The sequence below is a fragment of the Pandoraea sputorum genome, from assembly GCF_000814845.2.
Taxonomy (GTDB): Bacteria; Pseudomonadota; Gammaproteobacteria; order Burkholderiales; family Burkholderiaceae; genus Pandoraea; species Pandoraea sputorum.
In genome coordinates this window covers 2152816-2171978 of sequence record NZ_CP010431.2, presented here as the reverse complement: position 1 = coordinate 2171978, position 19163 = coordinate 2152816, and the positions used below count along the sequence as shown (strand labels likewise).

The window sequence follows — 19163 nt, the reverse complement described above, 5'->3', positions numbered from 1 at the left end:
GGGCCTGCGACGTTCACGCCTCACTTCAGATCGGCGAAATCGACGTCCCAGAATTCCATTTCCCGACGCGCTTCCAGACTCCGCCCCTCTTCCGTGCGACGGAGTTCGACGCGCCTGATCTTGCCCGAGATCGTCTTTGGCAAATCGCAGAATTCGATGCGACGAATGCGCTTGTAGGGTGCGAGATGGTCGCGGCAGAAACGCAGGATATCGAGCGCGAGTTTGTCATCTGCCTGAAAGCCCGAACGCAACGTGATGAACGCCTTTGGCACAGCCAGACGCAGCGGATCGGGACTGGGCACAACACCGGCTTCCGCCACGGCGGGATGCTTGATGAGTTCGCTCTCCAGCTCGAACGGGCTGATGCGGTAGTCGGACGCTTTGAAAACATCGTCGGCACGCCCGACGTATGTAAAGTAGCCGCGGTCGTCGCGCATGGCGACATCGCCGGTGTGGTAGTAGCCGTCGCGCATTGCGTAGGCGGTCTTCTCGCTGTCGTCTTCGTATCCTTGCATCAGTCCGGCGGGACGCGGCGACAGCACCAGCGCGACTTCGCCTTCGTCGGCTTCCGCGCCGTCCGGATCGAGCAGCACGACACGGTAGCCCGGCATCGGCCGCCCCATCGCCCCCGCCTTGACGGTCTGTCCCGGCGAGTTGCCGATCTGGCAGCAGGTTTCCGTCTGTCCGTAGCCGTCGCGAATCGTGATGTTCCACGCCCGCTTCACCTGATCGATGACCTCGGGATTCAACGGCTCGCCCGCGCCGATGAGTTCGCGAAACTTCACCGCGTGACGCGCGAGGTCTTCCTGAATCATCATGCGCCAGACGGTCGGCGGCGCGCAGAGCGTCGTCACTTCGCAGCGCGCGGCCGTCTCTAGCGCGGCGCGGGCGTCGAAACGCGAGAAGTTGTAAATGAAGATCGTCGCGCCCGCATTCCATGGCGCGAAGAAGCAACTCCACGCGTGCTTCGCCCACCCCGGCGAGCTGATGTTCCAGTGCACGTCGCCCGGCTGAAGGCCGATCCAGTACATGGTGGCGAGATGACCGACGGGGTAGCTCTGATGCGTATGGAGCACGAGTTTGGGACGCGATGTCGTGCCTGAGGTGAAGTACAGCAACAGCGGATCGGTCGCGAGCGTGACGCCGTCGGGTGCGAACTGTTCAGGGGCTTCGTAGGCGAGCGTGAGCGACGTCCAGCCGTCGGGCGGATGATCGCCGACCGCGATGCGTCGATAGTCACCGGGCAGGTCATCGAACTTGATGGCATCGCGCGCGGTGGTGACGACGTGCCGCACGCGGCCGCGCTCCAGCCGGTCGGCGAGGTCACCGGCAACGAGCAGCGTAGTGGCGGGAATCATGACGGCGCCGAGCTTCATGCACGCAAGCATGAGGTCCCAGAGTTCGACCTGATTGGGCAGCATGAGCAGGACACGGTCACCGCGCGCCACGCCCTGTGCCCGCAGGAAGTTCGCGACGCGATTGGAGCGTGCCGACATTTCGGCGAACGACAGACGCGCTTCGCGTCCGTCTTCTTCTACGACCCAGAGGGCCGGGGTGTCGTTGCCTTGCGCTTGTGGATCGAAGAAATCCAGCGCCCAGTTGAAATGGGTGAGGACAGGCCAACGGAAATCACGGTACGCCACGTCGTAATGGGCGCGCTGCGCGAGCAGCAGGTCGCGTGCGTCGCCGAATCCCTGGGTGTGCGGCATCGCTTGTCTCCGAGCCTCATGGGCGATGGATTTAGGCAGAATTCCATTATCGTGAGGCCCTTCGAATACGACATCCGGAATAACCATCATGGATGCGGGACGCCATGCGAATGCTTGACGACGCGATGCGTGAGCAAGGTCGTGCGCGAAAAACAGAAGCGATTCAAGGAGTTGATGCGGCGAGCGCTCGGTCGGAGCAAAAAAAGATGCGCCCGACGCGCACGCCCCCTATCTTTCGCGCGAAAAGCTCTGCTATAATCGCGTTCTTTCGAGCGATGCTTCCTAGCGATGCATCTCTCACGGGGCGTAGCGCAGCCTGGTAGCGTACCTGCATGGGGTGCAGGTGGTCGGAGGTTCAAATCCTCTCGCCCCGACCAGAATTGAAAAACCCGCACAGTCTTTGGCTGTGCGGGTTTTTTCGTTTATAGCGATCGGTTGATTCGTACAGCGCAATATCAGAAGGTGATGATCTGCGCTCAACGTCAGCATCGTGAACGACAGTGCCATTCCTAATCGCAAATTGCTCGCGCGAATGCACGGAGAGAGCAAGTGCGATCCTCTCCGCTGGAGTGCAGGTCGGCCTTGCCCGGAGAAAGCGAAAATGTCTCCGCATGCGTGCCGCGCCATCCTGTGACGTCAGCCTTTGCGGTCAACCGATAGGCTCGCAAGATCGCTCGAGCTACGTCGTATAGCCGGTCAGGATCAGGACTGCACATATAGAGGTAGCCGTCATTGCCATCGAGGTGCAATTCGCTTTCACCCAGCTCGCCGACGTGGGCTCGTTTGGTTGCTCTCCCAAACCACACCTCAAGTTTGCTGAGGATTGCGTAGTCCGTTCGGTAATAGTCAAAATGAACCATAACGGTCGGCCCGGAGTGCTTCTCGGATTGCCCCTCGGCCGCCGATGCTTTACTCGAGTTGCCGATGAGTGACGCGACGCAGAGAAGAAGCGTAAGCGCTGAAGTGCTGAACAACTGCGACATCGTTAGAACAGGCAGATGATGATTGTGCGTGACATCGACGATGTCGTCGATAGCTGCTGGAAAGCAGCGACTCCGCACAACCGCCATTTTGCTGACGAACGCATTCCGCGTCTGCCTGTATTCTAGGCGGGCAAAACAAAAAGAGCCCGCACGGTCATCTCGGACTTGTCTTTGATCGACCGCCTATCCGGAGCGCGATAGCTTGCCCGCATGTGTCAGGTGGCCAAGGTCATCCAGCACACCTCACCGCCACTCTGCGGTGCGGGCGCCCCATCGCGCTCAATCCAACTGCAGTGGTCTTTACCCCTCATCCGATACAAGCCTCGATAGCCGTTGGCGAGTGCTATTGCAAAGTCAGTATCGTTCAATCGGTAAATAGTCCCCGTATTGCCGGAGCTTCCGGAATCACCTACGAACGCAAATCGAATCGAGGCGCCTGAGATCAACATGGCGTTCCGTCCATAGGCATCACGCGAACACCACGTACCGTCGAGCTGCGACGTCGGTACCTTGTTTGCTGAATCGTTATCTGAACGCGAAGCCGCTGCGGCACCTTCCGCCCGCTTACATACTCGGCATGAGACGCTCGAGATAGTGGATCGAACAATCGCCTTCTGACCGAATACTCTGTCCTCCCCCTGATTCCCCTGACTGAGGATAGTGAAGTACGGAGTCCCGTCGACGTAGAAATCGACTTTCGAGCATATGGGAGCGCTGGAGGTGAATTTCAGGTCTGCCCCGTAGCTGCCATTTTTTGACTCAGCAGGAACCACGTTCATTGACACTGAACACGTTCAAACGATCTGCTGGCAATCGCAAATGTTGCCTTGTCCAAATGCGATCGTGCACATGGACATTAGACACACCCCGATAAGTCCTCGCATCCCAGTTCCCCCGCTGTGTTTTCGCCGATTCTACGACGCCGCAACCGACTCACGAGTCCTTAAATTAATGGCCACCAACACTGTGTTTTTACACAGCACTCATGCTAATTTACCTCTCTCGAAGTCACCCGAAGGAGGCCGCCATGCGAGATCTGTACAACACCCGATTCGTCGTCATCCCCTTCCGTAAAGGGGCTGGCGGCAATCTGCTGCCCATAGAGGTGCGGCCAGTCCGCACCAGCTTCGGCGCCGTGCGCGTCGCGCACTCGATGCGCGAGCTGCACGCGGGTGTGGCGGCTTACGAAGTCCAGCTCGATCCCGAGACGGGGGCCATGGACTCGCCGAAAGTCCTCTTTCAGCACGGCCGCGTGCCAGCGCTTGACGAGTATTCCACGGCTTAACAAACATGTGAATCTGCGCCGGTGAACTGCGATTTATCTCTGATGACCGTGAGTCCGAGGCTCGCTATTCTGACAACAGATCAAAAGCATCTTGCCTCAACCACTCGCTGAAATCCGGAGATTGATCATGCAAAGCCACACGACAAAAGATAATAATTAGCAGCTTTTTAATATTTTTGATAACTTTAATTATCTTTTTTCATCAACGCATCGTAGCTACGCTCGCAGGCAAGTCCGGCGATGTGGGTAGCGTCAGCGAACTTCGCGAGCGCTCCCGCAGCCTCGTCAGTCCGACTGAGCATCCCTGCGAGCAGATCGAGGGGATCTGGTCCCGCATCGGTTGGCGAGCTTCCGGCGATAGGGGTGGAATGTCGCGCGGCGCTGACGTACTGGCTGAGTTGCTTGCGCAGCCCGTCAGCGACGAGATCAGAAGTACGAGCAGCCGCATTCGCGGCATCGGCAGATCTTTTTGCATCGATCGATATCCCGGCCAGCGTTTGCGTCGTCTGGCGATACAGGTTGTTGGTGGCGGTGAGGTCGTCAATCCGCCTGGCTTGTGAAGCAACCGTTGACGACTGTCCGGCGTCGTGATGTCCCTTCCAATAACCTCCGCATACGGCCAGCAGCATAGCGAGCAACAAGCCGCCCCACAGGCGAGGATCGAACCACATCACATTGCACCTCCGGCTTTCACATACTGCTGAAGCAACGGTGCAAGCGCGTGTTCCATCTGACCGTAACCCGCACCGGGCAAACTAGCCCAGATGTTCCTGCACTTCGAGATCGCAGACTCGATCTTTCCCGCCATGATGTCGTTCAGCGCACCTCGCTCGCAAATCTGCTGTATCGCGATCTTGTCCTGACTCACTGGAGAGAAATCCTGCAGGCCCAATTGCCGCTTATACACGTCGTAATAGCGCGAAAGGAGTTGATACCGCCCCGCGGCCGTCGACCACACATTAAAGCGCTGGATCCACACCGATTTCCTCGGATGGTCCGCGTAGCTGGTGAACGTACCGCCGCCCACGATCACGTTGTAACCATCGTCTGAACCTGCGATCCGTGATGTGAATTCTGACCACGCCAACATGTCGAGAAACGCGCACACGTTCTGATCACTGGCCATGACCAAGTCAATCCGAGCCATGCCCCCTCCCCTTATTCAATCGCGACACCGGCCTGCCAGACGAGCATAAAAACGTCATGGCCATCGCTCACCCCTTCCCGCTACGAAACGATCCTGCGCGACGCTTGAGTTGCAACTCGATGAACTGCGCGCCGACCGTACCGAGCACACTGCCAATACCCAGCAGCGCCAGCGGCGGAATGTCCGGGATCTGGATGAGTACGACGCCAGCGATCATCGAAGCACCAGCGCCCAAAATCGCACGCCCGACAATCAGCCGCCATGTCAGGATCTCATCGCTGACGAGCAGTTTCCCAACGCCCATCACGGCGCCCAATACCAAAAGACCCAGAATCGTCCAGGTAGTCTTGTGGTCGTCCATCGATAATTCCCCGCCTACGAAAGAATGACGCCGCCCGCGAGTAGATGCGGCGAGCGGCGACGAACGTGTTTAAAAAAGGGGCTATTCGCCGGGCTTCAGCATGTGGCGTTGAAGGTCTTTGCCGACGCCGTCGAAGTAGGCGATATATCGGCTGTCATCGCTCGTGACTTCGCCCTGATGGGGCCAATCGGTGGGATCCTGCAGACACGCAAAGACCGAGACGATTGCACTCTCGGTAGCGTCCGAAAACTGACAGTAGACAGTAGTGAGCATGTTCAGAATTCGTATCCGGTGACGTAGAAGGAAAAGATCGCGGTGCCGTTATTCGGGGTGTTATCTGCACGATAGAAAAGCGTCTGCGGCGTGCCGATGTCGACGATGGCATTCGAATTGTTGCCGTTCCCCGAAATCGAAGTCGCGGCACCGCACGATATCTGTCCCGAAGCGTTGGCGTCCATTGCCAGGTCGAGTGTCTGTGTCGTCCCGACTGCGTTGCATGTCGTGCCGACAATGATCTTCGCTCGCCGGGCGTTGCGCGGGATATTCGTAAAGTTCAACGCGGTGAAGGAGGTTTTCACAACGCTAGAGTTCAACGCCATTGAGGCGGGCCGGTTCACCCATCTGCACACAAGATTCGTTCCTGCGGCGAATTGCGCCGACGCATTCGTCGGCACCACCGCGACCAGTGCCGATGCGGTGAATCCCGCCGGTGGGTTCGCACCGCTGAATACTTCGGGCGCTGTGATCGACGTTGCGTTGACGATGCGGCGCACACTCGCACCCGTTGAAGGGTTGAATAGCTTGTAGAGCGCTACGTAACCGGACGCCGGTGCACTGCCGGTGTCCATGTCCGTCGTCAGGTTGAACGTGTCGGAGACATTAGCGAGGCTGTAACGCAGTCCGCCCAGAGCCGTTTCCACGATCAGCTCGTCGGCCGTGAACGTGCCCGTCACGCTGGCCGTGGCGATGCTCATCGACGCGTTACGACTCGTCCCGACGACGCCGACGGATCGAGCGCTAACAGCCGCTTTCAGATTCGCAAGAAGCGTAGCCGTCGTGCCATCGTCGACAGCGTTCTGCCCTGTCGTGTCGACGATAAGTTGTGCCAGCACTGCCGCCATGATGCTGGACTGTCGCCAGACTTTGTTTACCTGTGCAGACTGGGCCGTTCCCGCCTGAAAGCCGGACGCCAAAAGCGCGCTCAGCGCTGCGTATTCCGCCTGTGGAAGCACGTTCGCCGACGCGCCGTTAGCGAAAGCCAAAAAATCGTTTGCAGTCATGTCTTACCCATAAAAAAAGCCGCCCGAAGGCGGCTGGTGGAACGGAGAGTTGAATTAGAGCGGTGTGGCCCATGCGCCAGAATCAAAACCTGCGACATACTCGTTCGACATATCGAACCCGAAAATCGGCGAGTCGCTGACTGACGTCACGATATAGAAGCTGATCCGAACCGACTGAGGCTTGATCGGGATGTAACCGCCAGACAGCAGCGCGAGAAACAGGGCCGAGGGGACCTTGCCGGAAATGCCGACCGTGATCGACATGTCCTGGTTATCCTGAATAAAAACATGGGTGCCGGTGTTGAAAATCTGGCTCAGAATCGCCTTCGACCCCGCCAGTGTTCCATCCCAATGGTTCGCACCGATACGTGCCCGGATGAGAAGCCGATAGGTCTCGTCATCGAGCGTCGTCACCCCCGTATCCGGATCGAACGGACCTCTCCATACCCCTTGATCTAAACCAAGCCCCGCCGTATCGAACGAGAAGTACACCCCGGACAGCGGTGCACGGATATTGCGGGACACGCCCACCCACAGCCCCACACCGTCGAGCTGTTTCCCTATGGCGCTGTCGAGGTCGAAGCTTGCCGGCAGGCTCGCGAGTGCATCCTGCACATCGACAAAGCACTGCGTGACCGCCCGAACCATCGCCGCATAGCGCGGCTTGTCGGCGTGCTCGGAAGTGAGCTTTCCGGTGTAATCGGTAATGTCAGCCATATCAGACCGATGTCATAGTGATGCTGGCGGGCATGCACGTTGCGGCCTGATTGAACGCAAGTGGCACGTCAGGGGAACCGGCCCCAGCCGGGCCGCTCAGCGTGAGAGATTTGATCTTGAACGTGGTCGCCCCCGGCACGCTCTTGGCGGCCGCAATGCACGCATCCCACTCGACGACGCCAGGCGTGCCACCGCCAATCGCCACAGCGTTGATGTAGTTCGAGATGGCCTGCTGAACCGACTGACCGATCGCCGCGGTAAACCCGGCAAGAGCGTTGAACTGCACCACTGCTGTCATCGCCTGAGGCACCGGCCGATAGAACCGGATGACGATCGGCCGCCCGTACACATCATTGACGCTGACGGCTGTCGTGCCGTACGTGCCGCCGCCCGGCCCTTTCTTCGCGGCGATCGCATTCGCGATAGCCGTCGCGTCGCCACCCTCTACCACCAGCGAGATGGTGTGCGGCGGCAACGTGTTCGCGTCGGTGGCATTGGTGTCGTTCTCATAACCGGCACATCGCGTCACACCCTGCACATTGGCGACTGCGCCGATGGTCCCCTCGAACACCGTCAGCGACGGAATCGCGGTCGACGTCTTTTGACGAGCCCGCAGCGCAGCGTCCGGCTCGACAGGTGAACCCGGCGCGGCGGCCGAAGGGTTCATCACTGTTTGCCAGCCACGCGTGGGCGTCATGATCCTGCCAATGGTACCGGCGGGGGCGTCGATTGCCCCGATCTTCGTGCAGGTCGCCGTCACCGTCACCTGCCCGGATGGTGGGATAGTCACCGTCGCCGGTAGCGCCCAGTTGATCTGGTTAGCATCCTGCACCAGCCCATCGGCGATTGTCGTTCCCGCCTGACCGACGAGCAGCACGTCGCTGGTCGAGTACGACGCCACGTGCCTGGCAATGCCGTTGATTCTCACATTGCTCGACAACGCAGCACCCTGCGCCGTCGCCGGACTGAAGCTGTTGTAAATGGCGAGGCTGACACTGTTCCCATCGTTGATCGCGGATGCGATGACGGCGAGGAACTGGCCATCCTGACTGTCGGGTTCAAGATATGCGTCCTGACCATAAATTGCGCGGAACTGTGTCTGAAGAAAATCCAGCACATCGGCGTAGGTCGGCGCGTGGATGCCGGTGGCATCGATGGTGGGGGCGGTTGTCGTGATGGTCACAGCGTTTCCTGTATCGTCGTTGTGCCGTAGATCGTGGTGATCGTTGCGGTCACTGTCATTGCCCGGGTGTCGGGCGCCAAGCGGCTGGCGTAGTCGGTGATTTCGACGACGCCCTGCGTGCCGAGAATGCACGTCCGTATGGCGCTGTCTGCCGCGCCCTGAGTGTGTTTGCCGAGCGCTTTGTCCCAGGGCATGCCGACCGTGGTGTCGAGGTACCACTCGCCACGTATCAGTCGCAGGCGAGTCGCGACAGCCTGCGCCACCGCTTCCGGCGAATTCGTCAGGAATGCGGCAGCCCCGCCGAGGACGTAATCGCCGTCAGCGTCGAGTTTTCGATATCTCATGGTCAGTTCACCGTGCCAGAATTACCCGAACCGGGTTGCACGTTGTTGTGTGTGTGGGTGTCGTCAACACGTTTGCCGTTGGCTGTGATCTGTCCGATAACATTCAGCACGCCGTTAAACACGGCCGCAGCGCCACTCGCGGCGCTACCGATCATGCCACCGATGAAGGTCAGCAGACCGCCAATCGTGACAGCCCGCGAGAATGTGGCCAATGGCGTAACGACGTCGAGCCCGCCGGGGGCAACAATGCTGACTTTCTTCGTAACCGGATTCAGATCGATGAAGGTCGCGCCATCGTCGCTGCGCAACTGCGCCGACTCGGTACTCACCCCCTGGAGTGCGCGCGGACGCGATCTCGTGCCCAGCAGCACGAAGCCGTCGGAAAGGTCGTGCATGCGCGGCTCCGCCTGGTCTTGCACGCCGCCCGACTGCCACCAGCCATCGATACATCGTGAGCCGAAGACAATCAGGCATTCGTCGCCCGGAGTAACGGGAAATGTCAGCGTGCAATTGCCGCCCGCAGGGAACTGGACGGGACAGTCGACCAACAGCGGCAGTGAGAGCGAACTCTCTGTGCCGTCTGGGCCACGCGCTCGCACCTGGATTGCAGGCTGCACGGTGCAGGTCATCGCGACGGCGTCGAACGACTGGATGACACCCGGAAGCGCGGTCCATACCTCGGACAGCGAGCCTCGCATCGCGAGCAGCAGCATCTCGTTGGGGTCGCCAACCCGCTCTTGTCGATTCATGGGGAAACTCGGGGAATGAAACTGGTTGTCCCGACGTACCGGACACTCAGTGAGCAATTCCAGTACGGCGAGTTTACTAACCGTGACTCTTGACCGCGTTCGGTGCAGGTTCCACAGCGCTAAACATCGGTCGATTGAGCAACGCCGATGACCGGATGACCGTGGGATCGGCCGCGAGACACGTCAGTTCTGTGTACCAATTGTCACCCTGCGTATCACCGTGGTGTTCGGCCACCGACACGTAATAGAACTCGCTCGAAGCAAGACGGCTTTTCTGAACGCCCTCGCCGGAGGGTTTGTCAACCGGCTTGGCATTCGAGTGGGCAAGGCTCTGTTCACTCAGTTGAATCGCAGCGTTATCGAGCTGAACGAGCGTGCCGATCTTGATGTTCGGGTTGAGCAGTACCCTGACGGAGATGCCATTCTGCATTTGCGTCGGCATGCCGAGCATGCCGGTATCGGCGTTGATCACCGGGATCGTGCCAGGCATGTAACTGGTTTCGGGGATGACCACGATCTGCCCGTCCTGAATGCTCCAGGTCGTCTGCGTGGCCCGCGCAACCCCTCGCATGAAATTGCGGGCCATGCCGAAAATCGCCTTGCCACGAGGCAACGGGTTCGACTGTAATCCGGCCGTGTACCCGACGCCCACGCCATACCGCACCATCGACTTCGCGACCGCGTTGAAATGATCCTGCGCGGTGGATCCCGCAGCCAAGGTCGTGTTGACGACGGCAAAGTTGTAAGCGGAATCGCCATCAGCTGCGGTGATTTCCAGCTTCGTGTCGAGCGCCCCCTCACGGCCGCGTCGCGTCTGCACTACGGTGCCATCGAAGATCAGCCCGTAATTGCCCTTGTACCCGGCCCGAATCACAACACGCTTGAACTCCTTCTGCACGCGCGTCATTGTGTCCGGACTCACGTTGAAGACGCGAATGTGCGCACTGTTCGGTGTTTGACTATCCCCGCGCTTCACATCGAATGTGAAGCGCAGATCGGACAGGTCGAGGGCATCGCCCACCTTCTCGCCGATGATGAGGGATGCCTTTCGAAGATATTGTTCGGTCATTAGTCCGTCACCCAGAGAACATGCGATCCGACACCTAGATCATCAAACGTTGGTGTGTTATCCGGATTGTCTGCACCTTGCACCCAGAGACGACCACCCAGCCCAAGGTAGGCATAAGGCGCCAGCAGATCCGTTCCGGTCACGAGCGGCAGGCCACCGATAATCGGCGCACCGTTCGCGTCCGCGATGTCCAGCATCCATCCGGCATCATCTGCCGCTCGGTACTGTACGGTCAGCGTGTACTCGACGCCCGACAACGTAACGCGAAATGCTTGAGGGGCTGGCGAGAACGGGATTTCGTAGAAATTGGCCATGTCATTGCGGGGCGACTGATCCGCCCGGTGCCGGCGTTGCCGGTGTTGCCTGCTTCGACCCAATGTTCTGCGTCTCAGCGGTGCGAGACGGGTCGGCCTGATCGTCGCGAGGCGGCAGTGTTGTCGCCCGCGTCTCCACAATGCGGACCTGCTGCAGCGTTGCCGTGACCATCAGCGCTTCGCCGGTCTTATCGTTATGCGTCACGCTCAGACCTGTCAGCAGCACCTTGTCGTAATTCCGACGCGACGTGACCGCACGGAATACCTGCCGACTGGCTTGCAGAGCGAGAAGTTTCAAATAGACGGTATCGATGTAACCCGACTGCGGTGTGGACGCCGTCGAGTCGGACCAGACCGCACCCGATGCCCGCAACGCCGCATAATCAGCGTTTGACCACCCACATTTGATAACGACTTTCGGCGGACTCTTGTACGCGTGATCCGTGATCGGCGCGCCCTTTTCCACCGGGATCTGAGTGAACATCAAGTCGTCGGTGTAAGTCTCTTCGATCATTACGCCGATCCGGATCGCGTCAAGCGTCTTGGGAATGATCGTCATGACGTCGAAATAATCGGGGATTTTCATAACAATGCGCCTTGCAGATTGCGAGTGAGTTCTCGATTGACGCCAGCCTGCTCGTCGCGCACCGCGCGCCCTGTCGCCTGCGGATCGCCACCGGATACGTTGATGCTGGTCTGATTGTTCTGCGTGATGATCGTTTGACGCGTGCCACCACCGGCGGTCCCAAGAATGGTGTCCGGCACGAACGGGTTGCGTCCGTTTTCGGGGCCATTGATTTCCCTCGTCAGACCAGCGATGACATTGGGGTCGCCAAAATGAATCGCCGGGCCTTCGGCAACGCCGAGCCGCTTCGCCATTGCCTCGACATACGCACCGGCGTCGTTCCCGGCCAGCGGTGCTCGGTTAATGGCACCACGTACGGCGCTCAGGCCACGACGCGCTTGACCGCGCAGCAAATCCCCCCTGGCGCGCAGGCTGTCGTCGGACATCACGAAGTCGGCAAAATCGTCTGCGACCTTCCCCACCGCTCCCTCTCCGAAGCGGATGTTGCGCGGGGTGATGTTGTGAGGGCCTCGCGGCAAAACACCTGGCGGCAACACATTCGATGTCGTTCCGTCAGGGTTCAAGACGGGCATGCCGACTTTCCGGCGGCGTGCGATATATTCCGCCTCGCCTTGATTCAGTCCCTCGCTGTGAAACAGCAAGCCGAGCGCCCCTCCGATACGCGCCAGCGGCGCGAATCGACTCAGCAAGCCGGCGGTGCGACCACCCGCGGCAGCGACTGCAACACCGACACCACCGGCATTGGCAAGTCCGCCTACTGTTGCTGCGGCGCGACCCACTGCGAAAAGCGCCTCGGCCATCTTGAAGACACCCCCAACCAACTGGAAGGCACCGAGTGCGCGAAGGACAAACACACCACCGAGAATTTTCGTCGACCAGCCGTCGGTCGCTTTGTCGAGATCGACGAACCGGTCGAACAGCCACCCCACCGTCGGCGCAATGGCCTCCCCTGCACCAATGACCGCCACCGCGACATCACCGACACGCTGCTCGATGAGCGGCCCGTTGCGTTGGAACCAGCCTTGAAACGCATCGAGCTTTGGCCCGAGGCGCTGAATCAAACTGCCCTCAAGCCGCGTGACGAAACCTTCCCAGACCGCGTCGAGCTCTCGCAGAGAAAGCATGAAGCGGTGCGAGTCTCGCGATGCCCCGTCGAAGTCCGTCTGCCCGCTCAGATTGCGATATTGCTGCATGGAGTGCGCGAACTCACCCCCACGCATCGCAGACATCAGCCCTGCGTCGATACCGAGAGCACTGCCGTACTCACTTGCGACCTTGGCTGGCTTCTTGGCAAGCTCGCCTCCAAGACTGGCCATGATGTCGACGGTGTCAAGCAGTTGCCCATTGGCATCGCGTGTCTGCACCCCCAGACGCTTGATATAGCTCTCACCGGCAGGGTTGCTGCGCATGAAGCGTGCAAGCGCCTCAACGCTGTTGCGCGCCGTCTCGGACGAAACACCGAGATTTTTGGCCGAGAATTCGAGAGCTTTTAGGTTTGCAACCGTCGCGCCGCTGCGCTGTGAGACGAAATACAATCCTTCCATCTTCGACGCAAACGCAGCGAGGTTCTCGCCCAATGCAACGGCCGCGCCCTCCGTCGCAGCCACCATCCGGACAGCGCTTTTTGTTGCGCCCTCGACGCCGTCCTTGAATGTCTTCAGGCTTCTCTCGTCGACCTTGTATCCCAGGGTGACGAGAAAATCCCGGATGACCGTCGGCTCATCTGCCATTGTCGTTCTCCCTCATGCGCTCGGCTTGTGCGCGGTTGTCGTTGCGCACGGCCAAGGCATCATTCATCAGGGCCATGTCGTGCAGGCTTAGCGTGCCATCGAGCAAAGATTCGTACTTGCACATGCCGGCGAGTACCGGCGCGAGTAACCAATCTTCGCTCCCTGGCAGGTGAGCCCACGCTACGCCATCGCCGGTGGGTGACTCGCGGGGCTGGTAAGCCACCCGGCAATAAAAGGGCCGAGACTGTCCGCAATGACCTTCACGGACAGCTCGACCATGATCGACAGATCGATGTCGTCGTAGATGGGTAGCTTCGCGGCGGGCGACCAGATCGAAAACCACGCGTTCCCCTGGAAGCGCTGCACGACGGCGAGGCACTCGCCGATCACGTACTCCGCATGATCGTCTGCAAGACTGGCCAGTCCGTCCGCGAACGGTTGAAGCAATCGAGGCTGCGACAACAGCGCGCTGCCCTCGCCCCCGGCGCCTTGCGTCACATCGCCAGCCCCGGTTTGAACCGGCGGCTCCCCTTTCGGGGAGGCCAGTTCCAGCATGATCGGCAGAAGCGCCGGCACCAGCGGCGCGATCTTGCGCGACACGTGCAGTTGTTTCATTGCCGAGAGCTTGCCGATGCGGTACTTGACTTGGCGAATCTCGATGTCGGAGGGCATCAGTACGTCCCCAGAATCGAATCGATCTTGCCCGCGTTGAACGTCCACTCCATCTTGGCCCCGGCCTTGTCGTAGACCACGTTGGGCTTCTGGGCAAACGCGCAGTCACGACCGACGTGCAGGTCACTCGAAGCGGCGTTGGACACCGTAATGATGTTCTTGCCATGCAGGGCGCTGCTAAGCGTCTGCACGTCGAACGCGGCCTGCAACAGTGCGTTAAGCGGACTGGTCTTGAGCAACGTCACCTTGATCGTGCCCGACTTGTCGGCGTGCAACGAGTGCATCACCTCGCCGTCGGAGCCCACCGTCATGGTGTTCTTTCCGCCGCCGGTTTCGATGGAGATACCCTCCTCCGAGGTGGCTGAGCCTGCGCCAATCGAGAAGGCGGCACCCGGACCAACGATGCTGGCTTGAACGTCTTGAAAGCTGTAAGTGGCCATATTTGACTCCTGTTATCGGTTGACGTTGACGAGAATGTCGACGGAATGAATCGCACCGGCTTCCTTGGCAGCGATCTGGAACGGCACGGACTTACGAGCCTCACGGTCCGACTGGGCCTGAGTTGCGATTGAGGGCGTGTACACGTAGTAGCCCTTGGAGAGCGCGCCGCCCTGCTTGAGGGCACCGAACCCGCCGGAATTCCACACGCCGGGGGCCAGGTAGCCGTTGTTCACCGCAGCGGCGCACGACGATTCGATGACGGCCGCGATCAGCGAATTTCCTGCATCCGTCTGCGGGATCTTGGTCGGGCTCTGGTAGAGCAGGTTGTACACATCGGTCTGAATACGGTTCTGGAACCAGATCGCGTTATAGACCGAGTCGATAAAGATGCCGCTCGGCGTCACACCGGTCTGCACGATTGCCGTGTCGTTCGAGTAATTCACGAACACGTTGCAGTTCTTCGCCTGCAAGGCATTGGCCTGCGTCGTCGACAGCGCCTCCGCCACGATCCCAGGCTCCTGCTTCCACATGAGCGTGATCGTGGTGTTGTTCGCGTTGAAGTCCACCGTCAACAGCCGACCGAACAGCGACACACCGGCGTAAGGCGTCGCGCTCGAATACTGCGTGAAGCTGTACTTGAACTTCGCCGCCTTGAACCGGCTCGCCAGATCGGACGAGACAGTCGGATCCAGCGTCTGCGGATTTTGCGTCGTCGCCGCATAGAGATGCTTCTGGTCGGCCTCGATCAGGGCAGCCACCGCAACGTGCTGGTCATCGGTCACACCGGTGTCGGCGAACGCGAGGCCCAGAAACTGATTTGCGAAACGATCGAGGAAGATCGCAACGGCATCCGTCGGCGTTTCGGCCGCAATGCCCTGCACCGGCACCCCCGCCAGCGTCGATGTCAGCCCCAACTGGGCCGAAATATCCACGCCGCTCGCCGGCGCTTCGGCATAACCCACGGCCGACGTTGCGCCGGTGCTGTTCGACGTAATGACGAACCTCGAACCGTTCCATGTGCAGGTCGCGCCGGTCAGCGAGCCGTTGATCACGGTCGCAACGCCATTCAGGTTCGTCTGCGCCGAGAAGTCGAGACCGGAGACCGTCTTCGCCGTTCCGTCGACGCTTACCTTAAAGGCGCCGCTTGTAACCGACGTCCAGTTCGTCATTGCCTGCTGAGTGCTCGAGAGCACACCACCGCGAAGCACGCCGGAGGCCGCCGTTTTCGCCCAGCGGCCGATGCAAAGCGTGGACGGCTGCGGCGTCTGCTGGAAATACAGCGCGGCGGCCCGGTATTCAGGTGCAGTGGTGCCAAAGTCGGCTGCGACGTCTGCAATCGCGCCGTAGCTACGCATGCGTTCGCCAGCATCGATGACGGCCGACGCACCCAGCAGCAGTGCGGTGTTCAGGTTCGCACCCTGTGCCGCCAGTGGCGACATGTTGATCGTAACGTTGATCAGCCGTGAAACCGGCAATCCGTTGGACATTGTGATCCCCACAAAAAAAAGCCCGCCTAAGCGGGCTTGAAACGAAAATGGCAGGCTGACGCGAATCGGGTATCGCGCTTCGCCTGCGCAGTGAAGTGAAGTGAAGTGAAGTGAAGTGAAAAATTACGGAGGAAACGTCCCCCCAGGGTAGTGCACGAGATTTCGGTTGTCGGGCCTAGCGCTCGCTCACCACCGAAGTTTGCACCGACGCGAGGTTCAACACCCGATAGGTACGCGTCACCTTACGGCGCAGAAACATACTGATATCGCAGCGTCGCTGCACCTGCTGGTCGACCACACCCGGTGTGGAAACGATGCCTGAGGTGTCGACAAGGCCGAAATCGCTGAGCTGTAGCTGCTCGCGGTTTTGCGGCACGTACAAGCCGTCGCGCAACATCCGGGCATATTGACTGGCGTTGCGCCCGTAGAACTGGCACTTGACTTCGATGTCTTCGTGCCGAACGTAGGTGTCGCTGCCGTCGTCGGCTGGTACGTGCAACAGGCCAGCATTTGCGTCGGACTGGAAACTGGACACGGTGAAACCGCACCAGTTGACGCCGGATTCCGGAGGCGTCGACGTCGGTGGCTGTGGAAGCGAAAGGACAAAATTGGCGTCCAACCCGGTCACACCCGCGATCATCGTTCGAAGAAAATCCTCCAGCGCCGAATCTTCGATTGGCGGCACCGATTGCACCGGGGCCAAATAACCACCTGTCGAACTGTTATTCATGAGCTATCCCGGAAGTGATCTATTTCGATTCACCAATGCAAAAGGCCCGCGGTGAGCGGGCCTTGGATGCAATTGCGGTGAGTATGGACAAATATTAGATGCTTTGTCGCAAGAGTGCAAGCATTTTTTTAGTAGTCCTTATTACGAGACAGACGAAGAGCATGCGTATGAAGAATCGCTGACCGGCGGAACGACGCCGTGCCGCACGAAACTATAGTCGAGTCGTGCGACTGCCATGTTTTCCAGCTCGGTGAAGTGTGTCGCCATCCACTTGGCGGCCCGAAACGCCTTGTCCTTCGACACCTTGTGGCGATCGGCCAGTTCACGGATCGACGTCCCCTCTCTTCTCGTACGCTGGAGATAGTTCCACGCGGCGAGATCCCGCAGCAGTGCAACCGCCGTAATGCCGCAGGATTTGCGCGACCAGACGGCAAGCGCGCTGATGCCCTGAATCTTCTCGTCGCCGTGCGCGAAGCGTGCGAGCACCGCCGCATACTCGGGCGACGGCAGACGGGTGCGCGCAGCCGCGGTGATCATGGCGCACTGCGCGCGAAATTCTTCCATTGTCAGCCGATCTGGATCGAATTCGCGTTGGGGGCCGCGCAGCTGGTTCAGCCACGCCTCCTGCCCCTTCGTCGGTTTGTCCACAGACTCCATGACCCGGATGAGCATGCTCCGGAACGTCGCACTCTGGCGCGGCGGCAACGAGAGGATAAGGTACGCCACATGCAGCGCCTGTCGAGTGTCCTGAAATGCTTCGTTCATTGGTCGGTTCCCCCGTAAAAATTGTTCATTCCCATTCCCTTGCCCTGCGCCCCTCGCGTGCGTCCTGGGCGACCTGCCAACAATGCCGCAAGCATCGCCCGGGCCGAAACCCTGTCCGTCGTCGCCTGCCCGGGAGCGGGCAGCGCCTGCGCCTTCGGAGGGACCGGCAGCACGATGCCCTCTTGTCTCACGGCCTCCAGTGCTGCCGCGAATCGTTTCATCAACTCATTGCGGCCGAGCGTGCGCATGTCGTACCCACCGACTCGTTGTGCAGCCCAGAACAGCATCGGGTCGGGCCAAACGTCGGTACCGCCGGTATTCCTGCGATGCAACTGCGTGATGGCGACGTCAAGCAGCGCATTGATATGCTCACGCGGTCGGCAAAGCAGCCTGAATTCCGGACACGTCGGCACATATGGCCGGTCCCTCAACGCCTCGATACCGCGCTGCCACTCGACGGGCGTCAGGTCGGCAAGATCGAGCGCCCACTGTCGCTTCACGCCATCAACATGCCGTGCCACCGTGTCCGGCTTCGATGGATCGCCGCCTCGCCACATGTCCGCGAGCCGAGCGCCGTAGCGATGACTAAGCACGGCGAACAAACGCTCGATCAGTCGCTGGGGTGCCGCGTCGCGTGGCCAGTCAGGCGACGAAGTGCGCGTCGACGTCGAGGATGCAGGCGTTGTATTCATCGTCGTATCCCAAGGATTGGCCGGCGAGGCCGGAGAGAATGGCTGCGTTGTCGACACTTCGTGGCGAAGCACGAGGCATCCCTTGGTTGGCGAGTACACGGTCGACGTAGGCGGGCAGAAACACGATGGCCTCGGTCGCCTTCTCCTGCGCCTCGGCAATAGCGGCCCGCATTCGACCGACCGACACGCGGGCATTGCACCAGGCCGTCGCGAGTGGCACGAAGCGCTTGCGCTCGTGCGCACTGGCCGGGTCGATACCGATGCCGTGTTCATCGCCAAAGTATGTTGCCCACTGCGCCGCACTCACCGGCACACAACCATCCGATTTAAGGTCATCGTCGCGAGAATCTCCTTCATCACCTACGACGACTGAAGAACCGCTGCCTTTCGGTATTCCACTCCGTTCCTCTCCTCTCCCTTCCGGGGATGAACGCTCGGCGTCCACTCGTCGAGCATTCTCCGAGGGTTCGCCGAACACTTGTCGAACGTTGTCCAAACGCTCGACGTCGGGTCCGCGATCGCTCGCCGAATGCAGCGTCGTAGCGCGAACCTGGCGACGTCTGGGCGAACCGGACGGCACTGTGCCGTCCGGACCGGGGTGCTTAAACGTCGGTTGATCGATCTTCTGGTGATGCCAACCGGTGACGATCCAGAATCGCTGGCCGGCAACCTCGTACTCGTCGAGCAATCCGACACGAAGCAGTTCGTCGATCATTCGACGAACATCCGTCATCGTCAGATCGTCAGCAGGGAACACTTCCGCCTTCAGGCGTCTCTCGTTGGCCGAGTGGATTCCCGCGTCGTCGCAGAAATTCCACATGCCGATAAATAGAATGCGAGCATCGCGAGAGACATCCATCACCTGCTCGGACGTCCAAAATTCCGGTTTGAGGGATCGAATTCGTGCCATTGCGCTCCC

General features: G+C 60.0%; 23 protein-coding genes and 1 tRNA gene. 2 read left to right on the top strand and 22 right to left on the bottom strand.

The window, feature by feature from the left end; all coding sequences use genetic code 11:
- Positions 1–20 precede the first annotated feature (20 nt).
- Positions 21–1709, bottom strand: coding sequence for an AMP-binding protein (locus NA29_RS09690; protein ID WP_039397793.1), 1689 nt, complete (start codon positions 1707–1709; stop codon positions 21–23).
- Between the two features lie 300 nt (positions 1710–2009).
- On the opposite strand from NA29_RS09690, the gene NA29_RS09685 reads away from it, so the two are divergent.
- Both NA29_RS09685 and NA29_RS09675 read left to right on the top strand, forming a co-directional pair.
- A tRNA-Pro gene (locus NA29_RS09685) sits at positions 2010–2086 on the top strand.
- Between the two features lie 1633 nt (positions 2087–3719).
- Positions 3720–3977, top strand: a complete 258-nt coding sequence (locus NA29_RS09675) for a hypothetical protein (RefSeq protein ID WP_039397791.1) — start codon at positions 3720–3722, stop codon at positions 3975–3977.
- A 185-nt stretch (positions 3978–4162) separates the two neighbouring features.
- Here NA29_RS09675 and NA29_RS09670 read toward each other — a convergent pair whose 3' ends face one another.
- The 21 genes from NA29_RS09670 to NA29_RS09570 form a co-directional block, all read right to left on the bottom strand.
- Entirely contained in the window at positions 4163–4648 is a 486-nt protein-coding gene (locus NA29_RS09670; RefSeq protein ID WP_039397789.1) for a DUF2514 family protein, read from the bottom strand.
- Positions 4648–5103, bottom strand: coding sequence for a glycoside hydrolase family 24 protein (locus NA29_RS09665; protein ID WP_197701874.1), 456 nt, complete (start codon positions 5101–5103; stop codon positions 4648–4650). The genes NA29_RS09670 and NA29_RS09665 overlap by 1 nt, the downstream gene beginning before the upstream one ends.
- An 88-nt stretch (positions 5104–5191) precedes the next feature.
- Positions 5192–5485 carry a phage holin family protein gene (locus tag NA29_RS09660; protein ID WP_039397785.1) on the bottom strand — a complete coding sequence of 98 codons (294 nt, stop codon included), beginning with the start codon at positions 5483–5485 and terminating at the stop codon, positions 5192–5194.
- An 81-nt stretch (positions 5486–5566) separates the two neighbouring features.
- Positions 5567–5758 carry a hypothetical protein gene (locus tag NA29_RS09655; RefSeq protein ID WP_039397783.1) on the bottom strand — a complete coding sequence of 64 codons (192 nt, stop codon included), beginning with the start codon at positions 5756–5758 and terminating at the stop codon, positions 5567–5569.
- Positions 5759–5760: 2 nt separating this feature from the next.
- Positions 5761–6765 (bottom strand): hypothetical protein, encoded by a 1005-nt coding sequence (locus NA29_RS26240; RefSeq protein WP_224786803.1) that lies wholly within the window; start codon positions 6763–6765, stop codon positions 5761–5763.
- A gap of 54 nt (positions 6766–6819) precedes the next feature.
- Positions 6820–7482 carry a DUF2612 domain-containing protein gene (locus tag NA29_RS09640; protein ID WP_039397782.1) on the bottom strand — a complete coding sequence of 221 codons (663 nt, stop codon included), beginning with the start codon at positions 7480–7482 and terminating at the stop codon, positions 6820–6822.
- Position 7483: 1 nt separating this feature from the next.
- Positions 7484–8665 (bottom strand): baseplate J/gp47 family protein, encoded by a 1182-nt coding sequence (locus NA29_RS09635; protein ID WP_039397780.1) that lies wholly within the window; start codon positions 8663–8665, stop codon positions 7484–7486.
- Positions 8662–9009: a contractile injection system sheath initiator gene (locus NA29_RS09630; RefSeq protein WP_039397778.1), complete on the bottom strand. Its 348-nt coding sequence runs from the start codon at positions 9007–9009 to the stop codon at positions 8662–8664. The genes NA29_RS09635 and NA29_RS09630 overlap by 4 nt, the downstream gene beginning before the upstream one ends.
- A 2-nt stretch (positions 9010–9011) precedes the next feature.
- A complete protein-coding gene (locus NA29_RS09625) occupies positions 9012–9758 on the bottom strand; it encodes a Gp138 family membrane-puncturing spike protein (RefSeq protein ID WP_039397776.1) in 747 nt (248 codons plus the stop codon).
- Positions 9759–9834: 76 nt separating this feature from the next.
- Positions 9835–10827 (bottom strand): phage protein, encoded by a 993-nt coding sequence (locus tag NA29_RS09620; protein WP_039397775.1) that lies wholly within the window; start codon positions 10825–10827, stop codon positions 9835–9837.
- Positions 10827–11141 (bottom strand): phage baseplate plug family protein, encoded by a 315-nt coding sequence (locus tag NA29_RS09615; RefSeq protein WP_039397773.1) that lies wholly within the window; start codon positions 11139–11141, stop codon positions 10827–10829. The genes NA29_RS09620 and NA29_RS09615 overlap by 1 nt, the downstream gene beginning before the upstream one ends.
- A 1-nt stretch (position 11142) precedes the next feature.
- On the bottom strand, positions 11143–11727 hold the full coding sequence (locus NA29_RS09610) for a phage baseplate protein (RefSeq protein ID WP_039397771.1): 585 nt from the start codon (positions 11725–11727) through the stop codon (positions 11143–11145).
- Positions 11724–13457 (bottom strand): phage tail tape measure protein, encoded by a 1734-nt coding sequence (locus NA29_RS09605; protein ID WP_052252756.1) that lies wholly within the window; start codon positions 13455–13457, stop codon positions 11724–11726. Before NA29_RS09605 ends, NA29_RS09610 begins: the two co-directional genes overlap by 4 nt.
- Entirely contained in the window at positions 13447–13524 is a 78-nt protein-coding gene (locus NA29_RS26555; protein ID WP_371328971.1) for a hypothetical protein, read from the bottom strand. The genes NA29_RS09605 and NA29_RS26555 overlap by 11 nt, the downstream gene beginning before the upstream one ends.
- A 113-nt stretch (positions 13525–13637) precedes the next feature.
- Positions 13638–14129: a phage tail assembly chaperone gene (locus NA29_RS09600; RefSeq protein ID WP_039397769.1), complete on the bottom strand. Its 492-nt coding sequence runs from the start codon at positions 14127–14129 to the stop codon at positions 13638–13640.
- On the bottom strand, positions 14129–14569 hold the full coding sequence (locus NA29_RS09595; RefSeq protein WP_039397767.1) for a tail tube family protein: 441 nt from the start codon (positions 14567–14569) through the stop codon (positions 14129–14131). The genes NA29_RS09600 and NA29_RS09595 overlap by 1 nt, the downstream gene beginning before the upstream one ends.
- Positions 14570–14581: 12 nt before the next feature.
- The gene (locus NA29_RS09590; RefSeq protein ID WP_039397765.1) at positions 14582–16057 is read right to left on the bottom strand and encodes a DUF3383 domain-containing protein; all 1476 of its coding nucleotides are present in this window, start codon (positions 16055–16057) and stop codon (positions 14582–14584) included.
- 175 nt (positions 16058–16232) lie between these two features.
- Positions 16233–16787, bottom strand: a complete 555-nt coding sequence (locus NA29_RS09585; protein ID WP_039397763.1) for a phage neck terminator protein — start codon at positions 16785–16787, stop codon at positions 16233–16235.
- 141 nt (positions 16788–16928) lie between these two features.
- Positions 16929–17552 carry a hypothetical protein gene (locus NA29_RS09580; RefSeq protein WP_052252754.1) on the bottom strand — a complete coding sequence of 208 codons (624 nt, stop codon included), beginning with the start codon at positions 17550–17552 and terminating at the stop codon, positions 16929–16931.
- Positions 17549–18154, bottom strand: a complete 606-nt coding sequence (locus tag NA29_RS09575; protein WP_052252752.1) for a hypothetical protein — start codon at positions 18152–18154, stop codon at positions 17549–17551. Before NA29_RS09575 ends, NA29_RS09580 begins: the two co-directional genes overlap by 4 nt.
- A gap of 40 nt (positions 18155–18194) precedes the next feature.
- Positions 18195–19154, bottom strand: coding sequence for a hypothetical protein (locus tag NA29_RS09570; RefSeq protein WP_157127366.1), 960 nt, complete (start codon positions 19152–19154; stop codon positions 18195–18197).
- Positions 19155–19163: the final 9 nt, after the last annotated feature.

Bases quoted from the DNA above. Each gene is read 5' to 3' on its own strand.
- NA29_RS09690 (WP_039397793.1), bottom strand. From the start codon at position 1,709: ATGCCGCACACCCAGGGATTCGGCGACGCACGCGACCTGCTGCTCGCG.
- NA29_RS09675 (WP_039397791.1), top strand. From the start codon at position 3,720: ATGCGAGATCTGTACAACACCCGATTCGTCGTCATCCCCTTCCGTAAA.
- NA29_RS09670 (WP_039397789.1), bottom strand. From the start codon at position 4,648: ATGTGGTTCGATCCTCGCCTGTGGGGCGGCTTGTTGCTCGCTATGCTG.
- NA29_RS09665 (WP_197701874.1), bottom strand. From the start codon at position 5,103: ATGGCCAGTGATCAGAACGTGTGCGCGTTTCTCGACATGTTGGCGTGG.
- NA29_RS09660 (WP_039397785.1), bottom strand. From the start codon at position 5,485: ATGGACGACCACAAGACTACCTGGACGATTCTGGGTCTTTTGGTATTG.
- NA29_RS09655 (WP_039397783.1), bottom strand. From the start codon at position 5,758: ATGCTCACTACTGTCTACTGTCAGTTTTCGGACGCTACCGAGAGTGCA.
- NA29_RS26240 (WP_224786803.1), bottom strand. From the start codon at position 6,765: ATGACTGCAAACGATTTTTTGGCTTTCGCTAACGGCGCGTCGGCGAAC.
- NA29_RS09640 (WP_039397782.1), bottom strand. From the start codon at position 7,482: ATGGCTGACATTACCGATTACACCGGAAAGCTCACTTCCGAGCACGCC.
- NA29_RS09630 (WP_039397778.1), bottom strand. From the start codon at position 9,009: ATGAGATATCGAAAACTCGACGCTGACGGCGATTACGTCCTCGGCGGG.
- NA29_RS09625 (WP_039397776.1), bottom strand. From the start codon at position 9,758: ATGAATCGACAAGAGCGGGTTGGCGACCCCAACGAGATGCTGCTGCTC.
- NA29_RS09620 (WP_039397775.1), bottom strand. From the start codon at position 10,827: ATGACCGAACAATATCTTCGAAAGGCATCCCTCATCATCGGCGAGAAG.
- NA29_RS09615 (WP_039397773.1), bottom strand. From the start codon at position 11,141: ATGGCCAATTTCTACGAAATCCCGTTCTCGCCAGCCCCTCAAGCATTT.
- NA29_RS09610 (WP_039397771.1), bottom strand. From the start codon at position 11,727: ATGAAAATCCCCGATTATTTCGACGTCATGACGATCATTCCCAAGACG.
- NA29_RS09605 (WP_052252756.1), bottom strand. From the start codon at position 13,457: ATGGCAGATGAGCCGACGGTCATCCGGGATTTTCTCGTCACCCTGGGA.
- NA29_RS26555 (WP_371328971.1), bottom strand. From the start codon at position 13,524: ATGAATGATGCCTTGGCCGTGCGCAACGACAACCGCGCACAAGCCGAG.
- NA29_RS09600 (WP_039397769.1), bottom strand. From the start codon at position 14,129: ATGCCCTCCGACATCGAGATTCGCCAAGTCAAGTACCGCATCGGCAAG.
- NA29_RS09595 (WP_039397767.1), bottom strand. From the start codon at position 14,569: ATGGCCACTTACAGCTTTCAAGACGTTCAAGCCAGCATCGTTGGTCCG.
- NA29_RS09590 (WP_039397765.1), bottom strand. From the start codon at position 16,057: ATGTCCAACGGATTGCCGGTTTCACGGCTGATCAACGTTACGATCAAC.
- NA29_RS09585 (WP_039397763.1), bottom strand. From the start codon at position 16,787: ATGAATAACAGTTCGACAGGTGGTTATTTGGCCCCGGTGCAATCGGTG.
- NA29_RS09580 (WP_052252754.1), bottom strand. From the start codon at position 17,552: ATGAACGAAGCATTTCAGGACACTCGACAGGCGCTGCATGTGGCGTAC.
- NA29_RS09570 (WP_157127366.1), bottom strand. From the start codon at position 19,154: ATGGCACGAATTCGATCCCTCAAACCGGAATTTTGGACGTCCGAGCAG.